This is a genomic window from Intrasporangium sp. (assembly GCF_032907665.1).
Classification (GTDB): Bacteria; Actinomycetota; Actinomycetes; order Actinomycetales; family Dermatophilaceae; genus Intrasporangium.
Map to the genome: position 1 here is coordinate 59850 of NZ_JAJJPG010000002.1, position 22867 is coordinate 82716.

The following is a 22867-nucleotide window of genomic DNA, read 5'->3' on the forward strand; positions in this document are numbered from 1 at the left end:
CATCACGCACGATCGAGGCTGGTGAGTCGGGCGAGCTGGGCTGCCAGCTCGCCCGCCTCGACGAAGCTGGTGTGCGTGCCGGCTGACCCGCACGCCCACGCGCCGCCGACACTTCCGGCGAGCGCGGCTGTCTGCGCATCCGAGCCGCCCAGCCAGGCGTGCAGGAAGGCAGCCACGTAGCTGTCGCCGGCCCCGTTGGAGTCGACGACGGCGCGCCCGGGGAGCTGCACGGCCGGCACCTCCACCATCGACCCGCCCCGCTCGGTGAGCCGGCTGCCTCGCGCACCGTCCATGACGACGACGACTCGCGCCCGGCCGTTGGTGAAGATGTCCGTGACGACGTCTTCCTCGGTCCGTGATCCCGGCCGACCGAGGCGGGACCCGGACAGGAAGACGAGGTCGGCGGCATACGCGAACGGCCGGTGGTGGTCCGCCATCCCGTCCCAGTCGTGGAGGTCCGTCGACGTCGAGATCCCCGCCGCGGTGGCGTCGGTGAGCGCATGGATCGTCCAGGCCATGATCGAGGCGTGCACGTGCCTCGCACTACCCAGCGAGGCGCGCCACAGGTCCGGGTCCGGGACGAAGTCGTAGGGGTGGCGCCCGTCGTAGAAGGAGAGCCGGCGCCCGTGGGCGTCGACGAGGTTGACGGCACGTCGTGTCCCGGAGGGGTGGGTCTCGTGCCCGAAGGACAGGCCTTCAGCCGCGGCGCGCTGCATGATGAGGCGGCCCTCGTGGTCGTCCCCGATGACGTCGACGAAGCGGGTCCGCAGGCCGAGGCGATGACAGCCGAGGGCCACGCCGAGACCCGTGTGGCCGACGTAGGCCTCGATGGGCGGCACGCCGTACGAGTCGGCCATGGGCACGGGCAGGGCATCGACCCGCACGATGGTGTCGACGCCTGCCCCGGCGACGACGAGCACGTCGCACCCCGTCGCCCCATCGGTCGCCGGGCTCATGGGCGGGTCACGCTGAGGATGCCGAGGCACATCTCGTCGGTGGTGCCCTCGCCCCAGACGACGTAGCGTTCCGGGGTCCCCTTGAGGGCCGGGAGCTTGTCGCGCCAAGCCTGGTCGTGGGTGCACGTGACGGTGATCCGGTCACCCGGGCCCACCGTGGTGGGCGGCACGGCCCTCGCGCCCTGGTCGTCGAAGTCCCACGTCCGGATGTCGAGGAGCGTCCTGGCCTTCGCCGTGCCGGTGTTCAGCTCGATCCGGATGCTCGAGCCGAGCAGGTGCATGTGGCCGGCCGACGCCCTGATGACCGCCGGCTCCGTGACGGCGCGGGTGCAGGACTGGGTCGGTCCCGGCTGCGGGTCGACTCCTCCTGTGCAGATCATGAGCAGGCCGGCGACGGTCCACGGGGCACGGTCCCCGAAGCGGGTGGCGACGTCCTGGATCGCGGTCTGCCGGTCACACAGGGGCCCGGACCTGCCCTCGCGACAGGGCAGCTCGACCGGCGCTGGGTAGAGCACCGTCTCGAGGGCCGACAGGCTGGGCGAGGTGGACAGGCGCAGGTCGACCGCGGTCCGGTCGGGCTTCGCGCCGTCGAGCAGGTTGTAGTGCACCTGGAGCACGAGCTGGGAACCCTTCTCGAGCGGGATGCCGAGGTCGGGCTCGAGCAGCCGTTCCGTCCCGCCGGGAGCCCAGGCGCCGACCCACGGTGCGTCGTCGAGACTGGCGCCCTGCGCCTCGATTCCGGTGCCGCCGAAGCAGGTCCACCCGTCACCCGGGGCTGCGGCGTCCTGGGCGCGGGCGAGGTCGACCTTGTCGGGCGCGACGCGGTAGAGGATGACGTGGTGCACGACGGCCGGCTCACCCGGGACGACGTCGTATCCGGTGACGAAGCCGTCCTCGTCCAGGGCCGGGTCGAGCAGGAAGCAGCGGTAGTCGTCGGTGCCCCCATGGGGAGCCCGGGGCACGTAGTCGGCCGGCATGGCCACGCGCTTCAGTTCCTCCCCGGCACGAAGCGGGGCGGGCGCAGGCTTCGGGGTCGAGGGGTGCGTCCCATGTCCGGGCGGGGGCGCCCCGGTCCCAGTGGCAGCCGTCGTCGGGCTCGCGCCCGGGTGCCCCGCCAGCTCAGCCGTGGTGCCCGGGTCGGGCTCGCCGGGGCCGCATCCCGTGACGAGCAGGACGAGGGCCGCGCCGAGCGCGACAAGGAGGCGGCCTGTCCTCATCGGTCCAGTCCAGAAGGGTCGCTCGGAAGGCCTCCCGGGTCGTGGGCGCACACGAGCTCGACCTCGTCCGTATGCCGCTGGGCCAGCTCGGACAGGGACGTGCGGGTCTCGCTCCACGCCCTTCGATCGGTGCGGACCACGACCTCGGACAGAAGCAGGGGCAGGGGTGTCCGGTCGCCCGTGAAGGCGCGGTGTGAGAACGAGGCGTCACCGACGTGGAGCAGCCACGGCGTGCGGCCCTCGGACCGGCGGACGGCGACGCCGATGTGTCCCGGGACATGTCCCTCGAGAGGAACCACGTGCAGGTCACCCCCGCCGAATGGCAGAGGTGCACTGGGCAGACCGAGGAGCTCAGCGGCATACGGCGGCGTCGTGCTCCAGCGGGGACCGTGCGCCCACTGCACCGCCCGCATCCGGCCGGCGAAGCGCAGGGGGACGCTCGGCCTCACGTTGGCGAGCATCCGTGGCGACACGTGGACGGTGGCCCGAGGGAAGTCGCTGAGGCCACCCGCGTGGTCGCTGTCCAGGTGCGTCAGGATGATGTGCCGCACGTCGGCGGGGTCGAGTCCGAGCGCACGGGTCCGCGCCTGCGCGGTCTCGCCCGGGTCGAGCACAGGGCGGCTCAGCACGCGGAGCACGCGGCCGACCCGTCGGTTCGGACGTGCGATGTCCTGGAGGCCGAAGCCGGTGTCGACGAGGACGAGGCCGTCGTCGCTCTCGATGAGGAGGCAGTGGCACACGAGGTCGCCGCCCACGGGCCGCATGGTTCCGCAGTTGAGGTGGTGCACCCTGAGCGGCACGTGCAGGCCCTACTCGCGGCTGATCGGGATGCGGCGCGGGTCGGGGGCACTGAGACGCTCGGCATTTGCCTCCGAGTCGACGACCTCACGCTGCGACTCCCGCTCGGCGTCGACCCGTGCGACGTAGGCGGCGACCTCGGCGTCGGCGCGCTCGGTGTCCCAGCCGAGGACCGGCGCGACGAGGTCGGCGACGGCCCTGGCGCTCTCGGCGCCTCGATGCGGGGTCTCGATCGACACCCTCGTGCGGCGGGTGAGGAGGTCGTCGAGGTGCAGCGCCGCCTCGTGCGTCGCAGCGTAGAGGATCTCGACCTTGAGGTACTCCTCAGCGCCGGGAAGCGGCTCGTAGAGGGTCCGGTCCTGCTCGGCGAGGGCGAAGAGCTCGTGGACGAGGGAGCCGTAGCGCTCGAGCAGGTGCCGGATCCGCCACACGGGCAGGTCCTGCTTCCGGGCCAACCGGTCGACCTGGTTGACGAGCGCGACGTACCCCTCGGCCCCGGACAGCGGGATGAACTCGGTGACGCTGTCGCTGACCTCGCCTCCGATGTCCTCGCGGGCGACGTCGACGGCGTCCTGGGCCATGACGCGGTAGGTGGTGTACTTGCCGCCGGCGATGGACACGAGACCGGGCTGGGGGCGGGCGACCGCGTGCTCGCGGGAGAGCTGGGTCGTCAGTTCGGACTCGCCGGAGAGCAGCGGCCGGAGCCCGGCGTAGACGCCTTGGATGTCGTCGTGGCCGAGCGGCACCTTGAGCACCGAGTTGAGGTGCTCGAGGAGGTAGTCGATGTCCGCCCGGGTCGCCGCCGGGTGGGCTCGGTCGAGGTTCCAGTCGGTGTCGGTCGTGCCGATGATCCAGTGGGTGTCCCACGGGATGACGAAGAGGACGGACCGCTCGGTGCGCAGGATGAGACCGGTCTCCGAGTTGATGCGGTCGCGGGCGACGACGACGTGGACGCCCTTGCTGGCACGCACCTGGAAGTGCCCTCGGCCGCCCGCCATCGCCTGGATGTCGTCGTTCCACACGCCCGTGCAGTTGATGACGACAGACGCGTTGACCTCGTGGCTCTCGCCGGTCTCCACGTCCTCGACCACCGCACCGACGACCCGCTCTCCGGCCCGGGCCAAGCCGGTCACGCGGGCCGAGCTGAGGACGGTGGACCCATAGGCGGCTGCCGTGCGGATCGTCGTCAGCGTGTGCCGGGCGTCGTCCATCTGGGCGTCGTAGTAGAGCAGACCCCCGGTCAGGGACTCCCGTTTGAGTGCTGGGGCGAGCTTGAGGGCGCCGCTCCGCGTGAGCTGCCGGTGCCGCGGCATCGACCGAGGGCCGCCCATCGAGTCGTAGAGGGTCAGGCCCGCCGTCACGTAGGGTCGCTCCCAGCCCCGGCCCGTCAGGGGGTAGAGGAACGAGACGGGGCGCACGAGGTGCGGTGCGAGCGTCTTGAGCGTGAGGTCCCGCTCCCGGAGCGCCTCGCGGACGAGGTCGAAGTTCATCTGCTCGAGATAGCGCAGGCCGCCGTGGAACAGCTTGGACGAGCGGGACGACGTCCCCGAGCCGAAATCGCGCTGCTCGACAAGGGCCGTGGAGAGCCCGCGCGTGGCAGCGTCGAGGGCGACCCCGGCTCCCGTGATGCCACCACCGACGACGAGGACGTCGAACTGCTTGGTGGCAAGGCGCCTCCAGCCTGTGGCGCGATAGTCCGCGTCGAGGCGCACGGGACTCGTCATGCCCTTCCCCTCACATCGGTGCCGGCGATCTCACCCTAGCCAAGCCGTCGCCATGCCGTTCCCGTATGCCGCCGGGCTGGCTCCACGGACGCGGTGGTCTTGCGTCCCTCTCGGCTTCCCCTAGGGTGCGACACATGTTCGCCACGGGTTTCGTGAACGTGTACACCTTGGACATCGAAGCCGGACTTCGCTTCTACCGGGATCTCCTGGGGTTCCGCGAGACATTCCGCACTCCGACGGACGGCGTCCCCGAGCATGTCGAGCTCGAGCTCAACGGGTTCGCCATCGGGCTCGGGACGGTGGAGGCGGCAAAGCGGGTGCATGGCGTCGACGCCACGCCCGGTCAACCGGCGATGGTCCTGGTCGTGTGGGCTGACGACGTCGACGTCGCCTTCGAGGAACTGACCGCCGCCGGAACGCCGGTCGTGCAGCCACCTCACGACACCGGTAACAACAACCGCAACGCCCTGCTGCGCGACCCTGACGGCAATCTCGTCGAGATCGTCTCGAAGCGGGCCTAGCGTGCCGCAGGGGGGCTGCCCATGACCTCACGCGGTCGGGCGACACGGGTGTCAGAAGGGTGGGGGCTCGTCGGGCGGTGGTGGCCACGGCCGTCGAGGAGGTCGGGGAGGGCGCGGGTCATCCAGCGCCTCGCGATAGTCCTTGGAGAACGTGGTGTAGTCGCGCCCGGCGAGGGTGCGCCAGAGCAGTCCTCGGGTGGTCGCGTGGTCATCGGTCGGGACGCACGACCAGAAGCGAGCCGTCTTGAGGTTGTGGTGTGCCCGGTGCAGCGGTCCACCGTTGCGGGTGCTGGTCTCGCCGCCGGGGTAAGGCACGTGATGGTCGATGTCGCACCGGTGCGCCGGGACCTGGCAACCAGGTCCACGGCAATGGCCGTCGAGGGCCCGGATCTGCTCGACGATGGCCGGCGTGGGTCGGTAGCGGTCCGTGCTGAGGTGCAGGGCCCGCCCGGTGAGGGCGTCGACACCCAGCCACCGCCACTCGGAGCCCGGCGCGGTGATGATCGCACGGGCCTGCTCGGCGGTGACCCAGCCGTGTCCGGGGATCTCGCAAGCGGCGTCGCCGGCGCCGGTGGCCACCTCGAAGGGGACGACGATCCAGACGGTGGCCGGCGGGGCGGTCGGTGCACAGGGACAGGGCCCGGGCTCGCCCGTCGCCGCCGTGATCGGCTCGGCGTGGCTCGGCCGGCACGGCGCGAGGGCAACGGCGCGCGGTGTCTCGTCTCCGGGTGCAGCACTGTCGGCCGTCGGAGGCCGGCCGCTGGCCGCCTCGTGTGCAGAGTGCTCCGCGCAGGGGCCGTAGGTGTGGCCGAGGAGGCCGTCGGTGGCGAGGTCGGAGCGCAGCTGGTCCAGGGTGCGCGGGTCACCCGCTGCGCGCAGTGCGCGGGCGAGGGTCTCGATGCGCTCCAGGATGGCGACCGTGCGCTCGGCGCTCGTCGTGATGGTGATGACTCCCGTCCCGTGCTCGTCGAGCTGTCCGTGCGCGGAGCGTCGGGACAGCGCGTCCCCTCGGCGGCCGCCGGAGTCGGCAGGGGAGAGCGAGGCGAGGACGCGGCGCAGCCGCCGCACGATGACCTGGTGGCTGGGACGCGACCCGTCCCGCATGGGCGCGAGGACGCGCTCGACCACCGAGCCGATGACGTCGTCGGGCAGGTGCCGGGCATCGGTGGCGATGAGGGTGGCGTGATGCAGTGACACGGCGCCGACGGCGAGCCGGTCGAGCAGCGAACGGTGCCGGCGGGGCGCCGCGGCCAACCGCAGGCGCCGCGAGGCCTCGCCAGCGGGCACAGCAGTGGCGGCGACCACCTCGTGGGCGACCAGCTGCCCCACGCTCACCGCAGCCTCGGCAGGGCTCTCCCGCGGGAAGCCCTCGGGCAGCTGCGCGTCGTGCGCAGCGTGCTGCTCGGTCATGACGGTGTGCAGGGCCCCGTAGGCCTCGACCAGGCGCGCATCGACCCGGGACCGCTCCGCCTCCAACGCCTCGATCTCGGCCAGCAGCGCCGCGGATGCCTGCTCCAGCGACAGCCCCTCGGCAGACTGGCCCGGCGCCGGCACCCCGGACGGCGCGGTGACAGCGGCCTGGTCGGAGACAGCGGCCTGATCAAGCGCAGTCGGTTCCGTCGACGGCTCGTCGTGTCCGGCCACGACGTCCCAGCCGACCTCGACGCCCTCGGCCTCCCGGAGGTCGAGCCAGGCCAGATCGAGCGGCACCACCCTCCCCCGCCCACTCGTCGCGTCGTGCGCCGCGCCACGAGCGAGGACGTGCTCGAAGGGGGACAGTGCAGCGGCGGTGAACGGCACGTCCCCCCCTTCCCAGTCGGCCCTCTGCGGGCGCCTGCCGGCTCGCCGACCTGCCCGGCGAACCACCTCAATTCGAACATGGTTTCGGGCGATCCGGCAAGGCATTTTCCACAGTATGCTCCGCGAAAGCGACTGGTGCGCAAAGAAACTGGCAAGGCGGTGCCAGCTCAGCGGCATACCACTGAGGTCTGACAACCCACCGCTGCCGCGACGGACGCTACGGTCTGCCCATGGACTACGTCGTCGCGATCGACCAGGGCACCACGAGCACGCGCGCGATCGTGTTCGACCGGTCAGGGAGCATCGTCGCGATGGACCAGCGCGAGCACCGCCAGATCTTCCCCCGGTCCGGCTGGGTGGAGCACGACCCGCTCGAGGTCTGGGAGAACGTCCGGGCGGTCGTCGGCGGCGCGCTCGGCAAGGCGAACCTCGATGCCCAGCGCATCGTCGCCGTGGGCCTCACGAACCAGCGCGAGACGACCCTCGTGTGGGACCGCACCACCGGCAAGCCGGTCCACAACGCCATCGTCTGGCAGGACACCCGCACCCAGGCGATCTGCGACGAGCTCGCCGGCGACGTCGGTCCCGACCGGTTCACGGAGCAGACCGGACTCCCGCTCGCGACCTACTTCGCCGGCCCGAAGATCCGCTGGATCCTCGACCACGTCGAAGGGGCTCGTGGGCGGGCAGAGCGGGGCGAGCTGCTGGCCGGGACGATGGACACATGGATCCTGTGGAACCTCACCGGCGGCCCCGACGGCGGCGTCCACGTCACCGACGTCACGAACGCCTCGCGCACCCTGCTCATGGACCTGCGCACGCTCGAGTGGGACGCGCAGATCGCGGCCGAGATGGGCGTCCCGACGGTCCTGCTCCCCGAGATCCGCTCGTCCTCGGAGGTCTACGGCTCGTGCCAGCCGGGCATTCTCCTCGACGTGCCTGCGGCCGGCATCCTCGGCGACCAGCAGGCGGCCACCTTCGGGCAGGCCTGCCTCGAGCCGGGCACCGCCAAGAACACCTACGGCACGGGCAACTTCATGCTCCTCAACACCGGCGAGGAGATCGTCCCGTCACGACACGGGCTCATCACCACGGTCTGCTACCGGCTCGGTGATGCGGCACCGGTCTACGCACTCGAGGGGTCCATCGCAGTGACGGGGTCTCTCGTCCAGTGGCTGCGCGACAACCTCGGCCTCATCCGGTCGGCCGACGAGATCGAGCAGCTCGCTGCCACCGTCGAGGACAACGGCGGGGCCTACTTCGTGCCGGCCTTCTCGGGACTCTTCGCGCCGCACTGGCGTCCCGACGCCCGTGGGGCGCTGGTTGGCCTCACCCGCTACGTGAACAAGGGGCACATCGCGCGAGCAGCCCTGGAAGCCACGGCCTTCCAGACGCGAGAGGTGCTCGATGCGATGAACGCCGACAGCGGGGTCCCGCTCACCGAGCTGCGGGTCGACGGCGGAATGGTCGTCAACGACACGCTCATGCAGTTCCAGGCCGACCTCCTCGGCGTGGACGTCGTTCGTCCGAGGGTGGCCGAGACCACCGCGCTCGGGGCGGCGTATGCCGCTGGGCTGGCCGTCGGGTACTGGTCGGGTCCCAGCGACGTGACGGACAACTGGGGGGAGGACCGGCGCTGGTCGCCATCGATGGACCCGACCGAGCGCGAGCGCCTCTACCGCAACTGGAAGAAGGCGGTGCAGCGCACCCTCGACTGGGTCGACGACGACACGCCCTAGCTCTCGAGATGCAGCACGACCTTGCGCAGGAGTGAGTTGAGCTGCACGAGCTCCTTGTGCGTCAGTGGTGACAGCGCGTCCTCCTCGATGCTCATACCGAGTCTTAGCCCCTTGTCCCACAAGGCTCGTCCCGATGAGGTCGGACGAACGAGAATGCGTCGACGGTCGAGGGGGTCGACCTCCCGCGTGACATGTCCCCGCTCGACGAGGCGGTCGAGCCGCGAGGTCATCGCGGCCCGGGTGACTCCGCAGGCATCGGCGAGCTGTGCTGGCGTCGCCTCCTCGGGATAGGGCTGCACGAGGAGTGCGTGGAGGGTGTAGTAGTCCTCGATCGTCTCGTCCGTGCCGGCGTAGCTCGCATGTTTGCGCGCCCTGACGCGCTTGGTGATCGCCTGCATCCGGGTGATCGCTCCCTCGACCTCGGGGTCCATCCCGTCGATGAGCCCCGTCCAACGCGCGACATGGCGGTCCACCGAGTCCTTCGGTGTCCTGCGGTCGAGGCGAGGCCTGGTCGGAGTCCGGGTCTTCGCGTCACTGGTCCGGGTCTTCGCGTGACTGGTGGGGGGCGACATGGATCCATCCTCCCAGACCGGACAGGTGTCTGACTGTTCGACGAGGCGTTTATCAGATGACAGATAGTTAGACGTCTGACTAATATCTGGGCGATGACCTCCACATCCGTGCTCCAGCTGCGCGACTTCCGGTTGCTCCTCGTCGGTCAGGGCCTCTCGTGGGTCGGCGACGCGTTCAGTCCCATCGCCCTGTCCGTCGCGGTCGTCCTCGGCGGTGGCGGCGCGGGTGAGCTGGGCCTCATCCTCGCCTCGGCCATGGTGGCCCGGCTCGGGTGCACGCTCCTGGGCGGGGTTTGGGCCGACCGCGTCGCTCCGCACCGGATCATGGCGGCGACCGACGGGCTGAGGGCCGCGTCGGCCACCGGCATGGCCGCGGCCTTCGCGGTCGGAGAGCCTCCGGTGGCCCTCCTCGCCGTCCTCGCCGCCGTGAGCTCGGGCGCCGGAGCCTTCTTCTTCCCCGCCTTCGTCTCGCTCCGTCCGCTCGTCGTGCCGCCCGATCTGAGACAGAGCGGCAATGCGGCCGTCAGCTTCACCCAGTCGGCGGCCCACGTCGCCGGTCCCGTCCTCGCCGGGTTCGTCGTCGCGCACAGCGGTCCCGTCGTGGGATTCGCCGTCAACGCTGCCACGTTCGTGTGGTCGGCCGCGTGCGTGCTGCGGGTCCGCTCCCGCGCGGCCGTCCGAGTGCAGCGCCGGTCGTTCCTCGCGGAGACGCGAGAGGGCCTCGACGAGATCCGAAGCCGCGACTGGCTGTGGACTGGTCTCGTCTCAGCCGGCATGTTCCACATCGGCACCGGCGTCTTCACCGTGCTCGTCGAGATCACCGCGGTCCGAGACCTCGGCGGGGCCCGCACACTGGGCTTCATCACGGCCGCGCAGGGAGTCGGCGGCGTGCTCGGTGGCCTGCTCGCCATGCGTGTGCGGCCTCGCCGGATGCTCCTCTGGGGCTTCGTCGCCCTCGGGGCCTTCCCCCTCTTTCCCCTGTCCTTCGCCTGGCCAGGAAGCCTCTCAGCGATCCTCGCCTTCGCGGTGCTCGCTCAGCTCGGGCTGATGTTCTTCTCCGTCGGCTGGGACACCGCGCTGCAGGACGGCATCCCGCACGAACGGCTCGCTCGAGTGGCCTCCTGGGACATCCTCATCTCGTTCCTCGCGATTCCGGTCGGCAACCTCCTCGCCGGACCCGCGGGCGATGCCCTCGAGACGGAGACGGTCATGGCCGGGATCGCTGTGTGGATGCTGGCGGCCGGGTGCTGGCCACTCCTCGTGCGCGGCGTCCGCTCCTTCGGCAGCGCCGCCCCAGCTGCAGGCGAGCACGCCTCGTCCGGCGGTGCAGCAGGTCCGGCGAGTCCTCAGGACAGTGCGGCGACGGCCGCGTCGTAGTCCGGCTCCTGCGAGATGTCGCTGACCAGCTCGGTGTGCAGCACCGTGCCCTCCTCGTCGATGACGACGACGGAGCGCGCGAGCAGGCCACGCATGGCGCCCTCGGCGAGCGTCACTCCGTAGTCCTCGCCGAACGTCGACCGGAAGGTGGACGCCGCGACGACGTTGTCGATCCCCTCGGCACCGCAGAAGCGCTTGAGGGCGAAGGGCAGGTCCTCGGACGCGCAGATCACCCGGGTGTTCTCCAGCTCGCTCGCGAGCGTGTTGAAGCGGCGCACGCTCATGGCGCACACGCCGGTGTCGATGCTGGGGAAGATGTTGAGCACGACGCGCGTGCCGGGCGTCAGCGAGACGTCGCTCAGGTCGGCGCCCGCGAGGACGAACTCGGGGGCCACGTCGCCGACGGTGGGCAGGTCCCCGATCGTCTCGAGGGGAGTGCCGCGCAGTGCAGTGGTAGCCATGGCCTGTTTCTAACCATCAACCGCTGCCAGTGCCAAAGCCGTCCGGGTCGCGGACACGCACGCCGCACCCCGTGCAGTCAGTAGCGTGGTGACCATGACTGGCACATCTGGCGGCAGATCGCTCACTCCCGAGGAGCGGCGACGGATCATCGACATCGCGATGGAGCTCGCGCGCACCGGTCAGACAGGCGACCTGCTCGACTTCCTCGATCATGGGGTGCCGGTCGACATGGCCGACGCGGACGGGAACAGCTTCCTCATGCTCGCCGCGTACCACGGCCGCGAAGAGACCGTGGCGGCACTCATCGCACGAGGCGCCGACGTCAACCGCCGCAACTCGAGGGACCAGTCACCGGTCGCCGGGGCGATCTTCAAGGGCGAGGACTCCGTCGTCCGCACCCTCGTCGCGGCCGGCGCGGACCTCGACGCCGGCTCACCGACAGCGCGCCAGGCTGCCGAGCTGTTCGGTCGCTCGTACCTGCTCGAGGGGGCACCGTGACCCAGCCGGCGGCCGGACAGGGAGGTGCTGGGCGGCGCTTCCTCATCAACATGATCGGGGCCACCGGTCTCGTCTTCGGCTTCCTGCCCATGGTGAAGTACCTCCTCGACCTCGATCTCTTCGACTTCACGGTCGCGCCCTATGCGTGGCTCGAGCTCGACGGGGTGGCGCGGTTCCTGCCGCCGGCGATGGTCCTCGTGACCAGCCTCGTGCTCGCCTACGTCCTCGAGCGGGGCGCACCGCAGACCTGACGCATGGGCCGGCCTTGGGCCAGATCCCCGTGGTTTCGATGGACCGTGCGGGATTCACAACGCGCCGTGATGTGATTACCCAATGTCGCTGACCCGTCCGCGCCGGCTCCGTGCCGGGTTCGTCGCCGTTGGGCTGTCCCTGGCGGTGACGGTCGGCGTGGTGCCCGCCGCCCCGGGTGCCCTCGCGGCGGCGGTCCGACCCGTCGCGCTCGTGGCGGCAGCCGAGGACCTCACCGTGCAGGTCGGTCCCGAGCCGGACGGCACGGCGGTCACACTGGACGCGGCCGTGTGGACGCCGGCCGGTGGAGGGCCCCACCCCGTCGTGCTCCTCGCACACGGCTTCGGGGGGTCCAAGGACTCCGTGACGAGCGAGGCAACCCAGCTCCAGGAGCGGGGCTACCTCGTCGTGACGTGGTCGGCCCGCGGTCACGGCGCATCCGGCGGGCGCATCCACCTCAACTCTCCCGACTTCGAGATCGCCGACGCACGGGCGCTCGTCGACCTCGTCGCGAAGCGCTCCGACGTGCTCCTCGACACGGCCGATGACCCGCGGCTCGGCGTCATGGGCGGCTCCTACGGTGGAGCGCTCGGCCTCATGCTCGCCGGGGCCGACCGCCGCGTCGACGCCGTCGTCGCGGCGATCACCTGGAACGACCTCGCGGACGCGTTCTTCCCGCAGTCGGCGTCGACGTCGACCGGTCCGACGCCGGCCGGGCGTGAGCCGGTCGGCACGCCGGGGCCGTTCAAGCAGGTCTGGGCGACGAACTTCTTCCTCGGGGCCAACGCCCGCCTGCTCGAACTGCCTTCTGCCGCAGGCGTCCCGGGCGCGGCACCGACCCCGTCGCCGAGCGCGCAGGGTGTGCCGCCCGTCCCGTCAGCCAGTGGGCAGGAAGGGCCGCCCGCCCCGTCAGCCAGTGGGCAGGACCTGCCGTCTGCCGCCACCTGTGGCCGCTTCGACCCGACCATCTGCCGCGGGTTCCTCGACGCCTCGGTGACAGGGGAGCCGAGCGACGAGCTGGTCGCCCTGCTCCGGCGGCACAGCCCGAAGCCCACCCTGCCCCAAGTGGCAGCCCCCACCCTCCTCGTCCAGGGCATCGCCGACTCGCTCTTCGGGCTCGAGCATGCCGACGCGACGGCGAGCGCTCTCGCGGACGCGGGCACACCCGTCGCGGTGCGCTGGAGCGACGGCGGCCACGACGGACCGAGCACGAGGGAGGCGGAGGAGACCGAGGCCGGCCACGCCTGGCTCGACCACTACGTCAAGGCCGGCGCCTCGGACGAGTCCGCCCTGCCCACAGCCGGCTTCACCTTCCCCACGCCGGCGAGCCGCCGCAGCCAGCCCGCCGACCTGTGGACCCTCCCCGCCTACCCCGGCCTCGACGGGGCAGCGGTCACCACCGAGAGCCTGCCGCTCGCGGCCACGACCGGAGGTCTGCTGCACCCGCCGGGTGGCCAGCCCGCGTCGATGGTCGCGGTTCCCGGATTCGCCGCCCTCGGGATCACGGTCTCGACCTACCAGATCGCCGCCCTGCCGGGGCTGTCGACCTCCTTCGAGACCCAGCCGGCACCCCGGGCTGTCACCGTCGCGGGCTCACCGACCCTCACCCTCACCGTGACCTCCGACCGGCCGACGGTGACGCTCTTCGCCTCGCTGTGGCGGGTCTCCGGCGAGCAGGCGTCGTTGCCCGCGTCGCTCGTCGCGCCCATGCGGGTGCCGGTGACCCCCGGCCGACCCACCACCGTGACGGTGTCGCTGCCGGCCGCCACCTACGAGATGCCGACCGGGAGCCGGTGGCGCGTGCTCCTGACGAGCACCGAGGCGACCTACGCCAACGCCCGCGAACCGGCCCGCATCGCTGTCGAGGCGGGGGCCGAGCTCACGGTTCCCGTCGTCGAGGCGACCCCGGTCGGCGTGTCGATCGCCGGGACCGACACCGAGTCGGCGCTCGCCGGCGGGATCCTCGGCGCCCTCGTCGTCCTCGCGGCAGGGGCCGCGCTCTGGCGTCGCCGGCAGCGACGACACGCGGAGCCGCGACCTGACCTCGCGGGGATCCCCCTCGTCGTGACCGACCTCGTCAAGTCCTACGCCGACGGGCACCGCGCAGTCGACGGCGTGTCCTGGCGCGCCGAGAAGGGCCAGGTCGTCGGCCTCCTCGGCCCCAACGGCGCGGGCAAGACGACGACGATGCGCATGGTCATGGGCCTCATCGCCCCCGACACCGGCACCGTCCACGTGCTCGGCCAACCCGTCTCGGCCGGCTCCGACGTGCTCGAACGGGTGGGCGCCCTCATCGAGGGTCCCGGTTTCCTCCCGCACCTCACGGGTCGTCAGAACCTCGACGCGTACTGGGCAGCGACGGGGCGACGACCGGAAGAGGCGCACGTCGACGAGGTGCTCGAGGTGGCCGCGCTCGGCGGAGCCGTCGACCGGCCGGTCCGCTCCTACAGCCACGGCATGAAGCAGCGCCTCGGCATCGCCCAGGCCATGCTCGGCCTGCCCGAGCTGCTCGTCCTCGACGAGCCGACGAACGGGCTCGACCCGCCCCAGATCGCGGCCATGCGACCCATCCTGCGCCGCTATGCGGAGACCGGGCGCACCGTCGTCATCTCGAGCCACCTCCTCGCCGAGGTGGAGATGACGTGCACCCACGTCGTCGTCATGCACGCGGGGCGGGTCGTGACCGAGGGCCCCGTCGCCGACCTCGTCGACAGCGACGACACGACCATCCTCGACCTCGACCCGCTCGTCGTCGAGACGGACGAGGACTCGGCAACCCCCCTGCTCCACAGCCGGCTCGACGCGCTGCGCGGGGTGGACGGGGTCACCGAGGTCCGGCGAGACACCGAGACCCGGATCGTCGTCGTCGCCGAGCGACCCCGCGTCGAGGTCGTCGGCGCCGCGGTCGAGGCCGGACTCCCCGTCGTCGGCGTGAGCAGTCGCCGCCACCTCGAGGAGGTCTTCCTCGGCGTCATCTCGAGCGCCTCGGCCGACAGCGCGGCCAATGGCGCCCCGGTCGACACCACCGATGCGTCCCTGATCGAGCGACTGAGGCAGGTGCGGGCCCGATGAGCCAGCCGACGAGCGAGCCGACTCGAGAGACAGCGCTGGAAGGCGACTCAGCGGCATACGGCATCACGCGCGTGCGCGACCCGCTGTCCTGGCGGGCCGAGTGGGGCCGTCAGTGGGGGCGACGGCGCACGCTCGTGGCCTTCGGCCTGCTCCTCGCGCTGCCCGTCATCCTCGTCATCGCCTTCGCCTTCGGCGACGACGACGAGGGGCGGAGCGGCGGGGCGGCGACCCGGATCTTCGACCTCGCCCAGAGCGGTGCGGCCAACTTCAGCCTCGTCGTCGTCTTCCTCGCCTCCGAGCTGCTCCTCGTCCTCATCGCGGCCCTCTTCTGCGGCGACGCGGTGCCGAGCGAGGCCTCGTGGTCGTCGCTGCGCTACCTGCTCATCGCGCCCGTCCGGCGCGCCCGCCTCCTGACGAGCAAGGCCGTCATCGGCCTCGGGTCCACGGTGCTCGCCACCGTCCTGCTGCCCACGTGGGCGTTGCTCGTCGGCGGGCTCGCCTACGGCTGGGACCCGCTCACCAACCCGCTCGGTGAGAACCTCACGTGGGGCCAGTTCCTCCCTCGCCTTGCCCTCGCGGGCGCCTACATCTTCGTCACGCTGCTGCCGATCGCCGCCATCGCGTTCTGGCTCGGGACGAGGTCGGACGCCCCCCTCGCCGCGGTCGGCGGCGCGGTGCTCATCTCGATCCTGGCCAACATCCTCGACCAGCTCGACGCGCTCGACCCGTATCGCAACGCCCTCCCGGGCCACTACAACCGGGCGTGGCAGGATGCCCTGGCGATCGAGCCCCAGTGGACCGACATGATCCATGGGACGCTGTGGTCGCTCGTGTGGGCGGTGGCCTTCACGATGCTCGCCTACCGGAGGTTCCGGAAGTCCGACATCCTCAGCTAGGAGGGCTGCGGTGGGAACGGTGCTCGGCTGCAATCCCGGTGTCGAGGCCTCGCGCCCCGAACTGCGTGACGAGCTGCGTGACGAGCTGGGTGACGAGGAGCCGAGCGAGCTGCTCGTCCTGCTCCACGGCCTCGGTGGGACCGGCGACATCTGGCTCCCGGGGATCGCCGACCGCGACGACCGGTGGGCCGGCTGGTGGTGGGCACCCGACCTCCCCGGCCACGGCGCGACCGGGCAGCGGCTCGCGGGCTACACCTTCCGGTCCATGGCCGAGGCGCTCGCCACGCAGCTGCCGCCGGCGCGCCGCTACGTCGTCGTCGGTCACTCCCTCGGAGGCGTCGTGGGGCTGGAGCTGGCCCATCTCGTGCCGGCTGTGCGCACGGTCGTCGGCGTCGGGATCAAGGTCGAGTGGACGGACGACGAGCTCGCGCGGGCGCGGGACCTGGCGCGCCGGCCGGTGGCCTGGTTCGACACCGAGGCGGAGGCCGTCGCCCGACACCGGAAGGTCTCCGGCATCGGCGATCTTGTCGACGACGACATCGCGCGGACCGGGGTCGTGGACGAGGGCCGTCGCTGGCGCCTCGCCCTCGACCCCCTCGCGTTCGCCGTCGGCCGTCCCGAGATGGCCCGACTCGTCGACGGTTCCCCTGCCGAGGTCGTCCTCGCCCGCGGCGAGACGGACCACATGGTGACCGAGGCACAGCTGCGCGCACTCGTGCCGGCGCCCGTGATCCTGCCCGGGCTGGGCCACAACGCGCACCTCGAGGACCCCGGGGCCGTCCTCCGACTCGCCTGACCCCGTGTGTTGCTCGCCTCACCACAGCCGGGTTCGGAGCCGGCCGGCGGTCCCGAAACCGACCCGTGCGCTCCGTGCTGCGGGGCGGCGCTTCCGGGAGTAGCGTGACCCGGGACGTGACCGCTGACCGTCACTGAACGGCCTCCTGGCGCGCCGCTCCTGTCCTTGTCCCTGAGAGGTGAGCCAGATGAGCAACATCGCCCCTGAGCAGGCCGAGCTCCCGCCGGCAGCAGTGGATCCCCAGGTCGTCGACGAGTACGACCGGCGCTGGACGCCCGCGAAGATCGCCACGTGGGTCGCGGTGGCCCTGGTCGGTGCCGTCGCCTGGGCCATGATCGCGATCGTCCGGGGCGAGACGATCAACGCGATCTGGTTCGTCTTCGCCGCCGTGTCGACCTACCTCATCGCTTTCCGGTTCTACTCGAGGTACATCGAGCGCCACGTCACCCAGCCCGACGACACCCGGGCGACCCCGGCCGAGTACAACGACAACGGCAAGGACTTCATGCCGACGGACCGGCGGGTCCTCTTCGGCCACCACTTCGCCGCCATCGCCGGCGCAGGCCCTCTCGTGGGACCGGTCCTCGCCGCGCAGATGGGCTATCTGCCGGGCACCCTCTGGATCATCGTCGGGGTCGTCCTGGCGGGGGCTGTGCAGGACTACCTCGTGATGTTCTTCTCGATGCGTCGGGGTGGGCGTTCCCTCGGCCAGATGGCGCGCGAGGAGCTCGGGATCATCGGCGGCACGGCCGCGCTCATCGCGACCCTCACCATCATGATCATCATCACCGCGATCCTCGCCCTCGTCGTGGTCAACGCCCTCGGGGAGTCGCCGTGGGGCGTGTACTCCGTCGGCCTGACCCTGCCGATCGCGCTCTTCATGGGCGTCTACCTGCGCTTCATCCGGCCGGGCAAGGTCATGGAGGTCTCCGTCATCGGGTTCGCCCTCCTGATGTTCGCCATCATCTCGGGTCGCTGGGTTGCCGAATCCAGTTGGGGTGCGGACTTCTTCGGCCTCGAGCGCACGACCATCGCGTGGCTCATCATCATCTACGGCTTCATCGCCGCGGTCCTGCCGGTGTGGCTCCTGCTCGCCCCGCGCGACTACCTGTCGACGTTCATGAAGATCGGCGTCATCTTCCTCCTCGCGGTCGCCATCATCGTCGTCCGGCCGGAGGTCAACTTCCCCGCCGTCTCGGAGTTCGCCAGCCGCGATGACGGGCCCGTGGTGCCGGGATCGCTCTTCCCGTTCCTCTTCGTCACCATCGCCTGCGGGGCGCTGTCCGGGTTCCACGCGCTGATCTCCTCCGGGACGACGCCCAAGCTCGTCGAGAAGGAGCGGCAGACCCGCTTCCTCGGCTACGGCGGGATGCTCATGGAGTCCTTCGTCGCCATCATGGCGCTCGTCGCCGCGATCACCATCGACCGAGGTATCTACTTCGCGATGAACTCGTCCGCGGCCGCGACGGGCGGCACCGTCGAGGGGGCGGTGGCCTTCGTCAACTCCCTCGGCCTCACCGGCGTCAACCTCACACCCGACATGCTGACCACGCTGGCTGACAACGTCGGGGAGGGGTCCGTGGTCTCACGCACCGGTGGTGCGCCGACCCTGGCAGTCGGCATCGCGACGGTGCTGCACCAGTGGTTCGGCGGCACGGCCCTGATGGGCTTCTGGTACCACTTCGCGATCATGTTCGAGGCCCTCTTCATCCTCACCGCGGTCGACGCGGGCACCCGCGTCGCGCGTTTCATGCTGCAGGACACGATCGGGAACGTGATCCCGAGGTTCAAGGACACGTCATGGACGGTCGGAGCCTGGATCTGCACCGCGATCATGGTCGCCGGCTGGGGCTACATCCTCGTGCTCGGCGTCACCGATCCGCTCGGTGGCATCAACACGTTCTTCCCGCTCTTCGGCATCGCCAACCAGCTGCTGGCCGTCATCGCGCTGTCGGTCGTCATGACGATCGTCGCACGGAAGGTGAACCGGAAGTATCTGTGGGTCGTCATCGTCCCGCTGGCCTTCGCCGCGGTCATCACCGTCACGGCGTCGATGTACAAGATCTTCTCGCCGGTGCCGGCTGTCGGGTACTGGGCCCAGAACAACGCCTTCCGCACCGCGCTCGACGAGGGGAGGACGAGCTTCGGCACGGCGAAGTCCGTCGATGCGATGGAGGCCGTCGTGCGCAACACCACGGTTCAGGGCACGCTGTCCGTCGTCTTCGTCGTGCTCACGCTCATCGTCCTCGTCGCGTCGATCATCGCGACCATGCGGGCCGTCCGTGGCAAGGTCGGCGTCGACACCGAGGACCCGCGGGTCGAGTCGCGGATCTTCGCCCCTGCAGGCCTCTTCCCGACACCGCCGGAGCGGGAGCTCGAGGAGCAGTGGGCGAAGGTTCCGGTGACGCGGCCGACCCGAAGGCACCACTGACCATGCCGACCCCAACCAGGGCCGGACTGCCGCGGCTCCTCTCGCGCGGTCTCTCCGGCGCCCGCGGCGTCGTCGACTACCTCCGGGCCGTCGTCGGCGCGGACGCCTACGACCGCTACTGCGCCCACCTGGCCACTCACCACCCGGACCGTGAGCCGCCGAGCGAGAAGCAGTTCTGGCGGGAGCACATGGACTGGCTGGAGAAGCACCCGCAGGGCCGCTGCTGCTGAGCGGCCACAGCGCGAGGCACGTGCGCCGGGGTCCGAGCCCAGCGGCATACGGCAGAGGAAGGAAGCCCCACCACCCGAGGGTGGCGGGGCTTCCTGCTCTCAGCTGACCGTCAGAGGACGTCGGCGAAGTCGTCCCGGTCGACCGGCGCACCATCGACCGGCGCGTTCGCGTTGGCTGCGCCCTTGGCCACGTCGTCCGCCTCGGCGGCAGACGCGTCCAGCGCGTCGATCGCCGCCCGGACCCCGGCGCCGTAGGCCGGGTCGGCCTTGGTGCAGTTGGCGATGTGCCGCTCGATCGTCTCCCGCGAGGCGCCCACGATGGCCCGCGCGGTGTTCTCGAAGAGGACCTGCTGCTGCTCCGGCGTCATCTTCTCCCGGAAGAGGATTCCCGGCTGCGTGAAGTAGTCCTCGTCGTCCTCGCGGTGGTTGAACCGGTCCGCGTAGGGGTCGATCCTCCAGGCCGGCTCCTTGTACTGCGGCTGGTTCGAGTACCGGCCGTAGGAGTTCGGCGTGATGGCGGGCGTCCCGTCCGCGTGGATGCGCATCGCGCCGTCACGGTGCGGGCTGTTGGTGTGGGGGGCCGCCTTGGGGGCGTTGACCGGGATCTGGTGGTGGTTGACCCCGAGGCGGTAGCGCTGGGCGTCACCGTAGGAGAAGAGCCGGCCCTGGAGCATCCGGTCGGGCGAGAAGCTGATGCCCGGCACGACGTGGGCGGGGGAGAAGGCCGCCTGCTCGACCTCGGCGTGGTAGTTCTCCGGGTTGCGGTTGAGCTCCCACTCGCCGACCTCGATGAGTGGGTAGTCGCCCTTGGGCCAGACCTTGGTGAGGTCGAACGGGTGGTAGGGCACCGTGAGGGCGTCCTGCTCCGGCATGACCTGGACGTAGAGCTTCCACTTCGGGAACTCGCCGCGCTCGATCGCCTCGAAGAGGTCCCGCTGGTGGGACTCCCGGTCCTCGCCGATGAGCGCGGCAGCCTCGGCGTCGGTGAGGTTCTTGATGCCCTGCTGGGTGCGGTGGTGGAACTTGACCCAGAAGCGCTCGCCCTCGGCGTTGTAGAACGAGTACGTGTGCGAGCCGAAGCCGTGCATGTGGCGGTAGGACGCGGGGATGCCTCGGTCGGACATCACGATGGTGACCTGGTGCAGGGCCTCGGGGAGGTTGGTCCAGAAGTCCCAGTTGTTCTCGGCGCTGCGCAGGTTCGTCTTGGGGTCACGCTTGACGGCGTGGTTGAGGTCGGGGAACTGGAGCGGGTCGCGGAAGAAGAAGACCGGCGTGTTGTTGCCGACGAGGTCCCAGTTGCCCTCCTCGGTGTAGAACTTCACGGCGAAGCCGCGGATGTCGCGCTCGGCGTCTGCCGCCCCGCGCTCACCGGCGACGGTGGAGAAGCGAACGAACATCTCGGTCTGCTTGCCGACCTCGGAGAAGATCTTGGCGCAGCTGTACTGCGTGATGTCGTTCGTCACGGTGAACGTGCCGTAGGCGCCGGACCCCTTGGCGTGCATGCGTCGCTCCGGGATGACCTCGCGGTCGAAGTGGGCGAGCTTCTCGAGGAACCAGACGTCCTGGAGGAGCATGGGGCCGCGCGGGCCCGCGGTGACGCTGTTCTCACCGTCCCAGACGGGCGCGCCGGTGACGGTCGTGAGCGGTGCGGTGTTGCCCGGGTCCTGGCGGGGTCCTTCGACAGACATGTGTCTCCTCTGTTGTGGGTTGCGTGCGAAGAAAGGGGGGTCGTATGCCGCTGGGCTCAGTCAGCGGGAGCTGTTGCGCGAGCGGTGCGGTCGCCTCGGACACCACTGCCGGTCCGGCAGGCAGGGCAGGTGCCCCAGTAGATGACCTCGGCCTCGTCGATGTCGTAGCCGTGGTCGTCGGAGGCGTGGAGGCAGGGGCGGGTGCCGGTGGCGCAGTCGACGTCGACGATCTCGCCGCAGGAGCGGCAGACGAGGTGGTGGTGGTTGTCGCCGACCCGCAGCTCGTAGCGGGCGGGGGAGCCGGCCGGCTCGATCCGGCGCAGCAGGCCCGCCTCGGTGAGGGCGCCGAGGATGTCGTAGATCGCCTGCGTGGAGACCGTGCCGAGATCGTCGCGCACGACCCGGGTGACGGTGTCGGCATCGGCGTGTGGGTGGCGCCGGAGGAGCTCGAGGACCGCGACTCGGGGCCTCGTGACCCGAAGCTGCGCCCCTCGCAGCATCGCTCCAGGGTCAATTGTCGTCACGGCACCGACTCAACCACCTAATCTGGAATCAGTCAAGAAAATGGACGGGCCTCTCGACCGGTCGTGTCAGCCGCGTCGAGCAGGCACTTCGGGCGCCGGCGACGGTGAGCCGGCCCCGCGGCATACGGCCCGTGTGGTGTCTTCAGGAGCCGGCGAGGCGGCGGAGGGCGACCTCGGCGAGGTAGGCCGCCCCGTCCGGCACCACGGAGTCGTCGAAGGCCGCTCGCGGGGAGTGGTTGTCGTCAGCCAGCTCGGGATCGCCAGTGGCGCAGGCGCTGAGGTTGAGGTAGGCCCCGGGAACGTGCTCGAAGACGATGGCCATGTCCTCGGACCCGAGTTCCGGGGTGGCCATGTCGACCCACCGTTCGGCGCCGAACAGGTCGATGGCGGTGTCGCGGGCGTGGTCGAACTCCGTCTCGTCGTTGACCGTCACGGGATAGCCGGAGGCCCAGGTGATCTCGACCTCGAGCCCATGGGCGTGCGCGACACCGCGGCAGGCCCGCTCGATGTCGGCGACGACCTGGGTGCGGGCGGCGCTCGACAGCGTCCGCACGGTCGCCTCGAAGACGGCGTCGTCGGGGATGATGTTGTCCTTGGTGCCCGCGGCGAACCGACCTACCGTCACGACAACGGGGTCGAAGACGTCGAAGCCACGCGTCACCCGACTCTGCAGCGCGAGCACCATCTCGCAAGCGGCCGGGATGGGGTCGCTGGCCCGGTGCGGCGTGGAGCCGTGGCCGCCCTGCCCGATGACCCGCACCCTCACCTCGTCGGCGGCCGCCATCTGGGGGCCGGGGCGCGCGAACCAGGTCCCGAGCGGGTGCTCGGCGGAGAAGACATGGAAGGTGTAGGCCGCGCTCACCGGCGTGCCGCTTGCCTCGAGCAGCCCCTCCTCGATCATGCGGGCCGCGCCGCCCGGGCCCTCCTCCCCGGGCTGGAACATCAGCACGACGTCCCCCGCCAGCTCGTCGCGGCGTTCGTGGAGGATCCGGGCAGCTCCGACGAGGGCCGCGACGTGCAGGTCGTGCCCGCACGCGTGCATCGCGCCGTTCGTCGAGCGGTAGTCGACCTCGACCTCCTCCGACACCGGGAGGGCGTCCATGTCCCCCCGGAGCAGAACCGAGGGCCGTGGGCCTTCGTCGGGCACCGCCCCACCCCGCACGACTGCGACGACTGAGGACAGGCCGCGTCCGGTGGTGATCTCGAGGTCCAGCCCGGCGAGCGCCTCGAGCACGAGGGCCTGCGTCTGGGGGAGCTCCAGCCCGATCTCGGGCGTCCGGTGCAGGCGGCGTCGCAGCGCGACGAGGTCGGGCGCGA

20 protein-coding genes are annotated in these 22867 nt (G+C 71.0%); 10 read left to right on the top strand and 10 right to left on the bottom strand.

The genetic code is table 11. The features are described from left to right. Positions 1–2: 2 nt before the first annotated feature. From LOY02_RS00655 to LOY02_RS00670, 4 genes are read right to left on the bottom strand one after another with little or no spacing between them, the layout of a single operon-like run. Positions 3–956, bottom strand: a complete 954-nt coding sequence (locus LOY02_RS00655; RefSeq protein ID WP_317180381.1) for a carbohydrate kinase family protein — start codon at positions 954–956, stop codon at positions 3–5. Beyond that, a complete protein-coding gene (locus LOY02_RS00660) occupies positions 953–2173 on the bottom strand; it encodes a hypothetical protein (protein WP_317180382.1) in 1221 nt (406 codons plus the stop codon). Before LOY02_RS00660 ends, LOY02_RS00655 begins: the two co-directional genes overlap by 4 nt. Next, positions 2170–2928 carry an MBL fold metallo-hydrolase gene (locus tag LOY02_RS00665; RefSeq protein ID WP_317180383.1) on the bottom strand — a complete coding sequence of 253 codons (759 nt, stop codon included), beginning with the start codon at positions 2926–2928 and terminating at the stop codon, positions 2170–2172. The genes LOY02_RS00660 and LOY02_RS00665 overlap by 4 nt, the downstream gene beginning before the upstream one ends. A gap of 54 nt (positions 2929–2982) precedes the next feature. Continuing rightward, entirely contained in the window at positions 2983–4695 is a 1713-nt protein-coding gene (locus LOY02_RS00670) for a glycerol-3-phosphate dehydrogenase/oxidase (RefSeq protein WP_317180384.1), read from the bottom strand. Between the two features lie 134 nt (positions 4696–4829). On the opposite strand from LOY02_RS00670, the gene LOY02_RS00675 reads away from it, so the two are divergent. Further along, the gene (locus LOY02_RS00675) at positions 4830–5216 is read left to right on the top strand and encodes a VOC family protein (protein ID WP_317180385.1); all 387 of its coding nucleotides are present in this window, start codon (positions 4830–4832) and stop codon (positions 5214–5216) included. A 51-nt stretch (positions 5217–5267) separates the two neighbouring features. Here the strand turns inward: LOY02_RS00675 and LOY02_RS00680 are convergent, their stop codons facing one another. Further along, positions 5268–7016: an HNH endonuclease gene (locus tag LOY02_RS00680; protein WP_317180386.1), complete on the bottom strand. Its 1749-nt coding sequence runs from the start codon at positions 7014–7016 to the stop codon at positions 5268–5270. A gap of 230 nt (positions 7017–7246) precedes the next feature. Between LOY02_RS00680 and glpK the strand changes: the two genes are divergently transcribed. Next, entirely contained in the window at positions 7247–8755 is a 1509-nt protein-coding gene (gene glpK / locus LOY02_RS00685) for a glycerol kinase GlpK (RefSeq protein ID WP_317180387.1), read from the top strand. On the opposite strand, the gene LOY02_RS00690 is transcribed toward glpK, so the two are convergent. Continuing rightward, positions 8752–9327 (bottom strand): MarR family winged helix-turn-helix transcriptional regulator, encoded by a 576-nt coding sequence (locus tag LOY02_RS00690; protein WP_317180388.1) that lies wholly within the window; start codon positions 9325–9327, stop codon positions 8752–8754. The genes glpK and LOY02_RS00690 overlap by 4 nt on opposite strands. Before the next feature lie 93 nt (positions 9328–9420). On the opposite strand from LOY02_RS00690, the gene LOY02_RS00695 reads away from it, so the two are divergent. After that, entirely contained in the window at positions 9421–10704 is a 1284-nt protein-coding gene (locus tag LOY02_RS00695; RefSeq protein WP_317180389.1) for an MFS transporter, read from the top strand. On the opposite strand, the gene tpx is transcribed toward LOY02_RS00695, so the two are convergent. Further along, a complete protein-coding gene (tpx, locus tag LOY02_RS00700) occupies positions 10674–11165 on the bottom strand; it encodes a thiol peroxidase (protein ID WP_317180390.1) in 492 nt (163 codons plus the stop codon). The genes LOY02_RS00695 and tpx overlap by 31 nt on opposite strands. 94 nt (positions 11166–11259) lie before the next feature. On the opposite strand from tpx, the gene LOY02_RS00705 reads away from it, so the two are divergent. From LOY02_RS00705 to LOY02_RS00735, 7 genes are all read left to right on the top strand, one after another. After that, positions 11260–11664, top strand: a complete 405-nt coding sequence (locus LOY02_RS00705) for an ankyrin repeat domain-containing protein (protein WP_317180391.1) — start codon at positions 11260–11262, stop codon at positions 11662–11664. Next, entirely contained in the window at positions 11661–11915 is a 255-nt protein-coding gene (locus LOY02_RS00710) for a hypothetical protein (protein ID WP_317180392.1), read from the top strand. Before LOY02_RS00705 ends, LOY02_RS00710 begins: the two co-directional genes overlap by 4 nt. An 82-nt stretch (positions 11916–11997) precedes the next feature. Continuing rightward, positions 11998–14985, top strand: a complete 2988-nt coding sequence (locus tag LOY02_RS00715; RefSeq protein WP_317180393.1) for an alpha/beta fold hydrolase — start codon at positions 11998–12000, stop codon at positions 14983–14985. Then, positions 14982–15881: an ABC transporter permease gene (locus tag LOY02_RS00720; protein WP_317180394.1), complete on the top strand. Its 900-nt coding sequence runs from the start codon at positions 14982–14984 to the stop codon at positions 15879–15881. The genes LOY02_RS00715 and LOY02_RS00720 overlap by 4 nt, the downstream gene beginning before the upstream one ends. Before the next feature lie 10 nt (positions 15882–15891). Then, positions 15892–16677 (top strand): alpha/beta fold hydrolase, encoded by a 786-nt coding sequence (locus LOY02_RS00725; protein WP_317180395.1) that lies wholly within the window; start codon positions 15892–15894, stop codon positions 16675–16677. Positions 16678–16864: 187 nt separating this feature from the next. Next, positions 16865–19108 (top strand): carbon starvation CstA family protein, encoded by a 2244-nt coding sequence (locus tag LOY02_RS00730; RefSeq protein WP_317180396.1) that lies wholly within the window; start codon positions 16865–16867, stop codon positions 19106–19108. Between the two features lie 2 nt (positions 19109–19110). Next, positions 19111–19338 (top strand): YbdD/YjiX family protein, encoded by a 228-nt coding sequence (locus LOY02_RS00735; protein WP_317180397.1) that lies wholly within the window; start codon positions 19111–19113, stop codon positions 19336–19338. A 110-nt stretch (positions 19339–19448) separates the two neighbouring features. On the opposite strand, the gene LOY02_RS00740 is transcribed toward LOY02_RS00735, so the two are convergent. The 3 genes from LOY02_RS00740 to LOY02_RS00750 form a co-directional block, all read right to left on the bottom strand. Further along, positions 19449–21026 carry a catalase gene (locus LOY02_RS00740; protein WP_317180398.1) on the bottom strand — a complete coding sequence of 526 codons (1578 nt, stop codon included), beginning with the start codon at positions 21024–21026 and terminating at the stop codon, positions 19449–19451. A 56-nt stretch (positions 21027–21082) separates the two neighbouring features. Then, positions 21083–21526: a Fur family transcriptional regulator gene (locus LOY02_RS00745; RefSeq protein WP_317180401.1), complete on the bottom strand. Its 444-nt coding sequence runs from the start codon at positions 21524–21526 to the stop codon at positions 21083–21085. Between the two features lie 166 nt (positions 21527–21692). Further along, on the bottom strand, positions 21693–22867 hold a 1175-nt coding region (locus LOY02_RS00750), incomplete at its 5' end, for a M20 family metallopeptidase (RefSeq protein WP_317180399.1).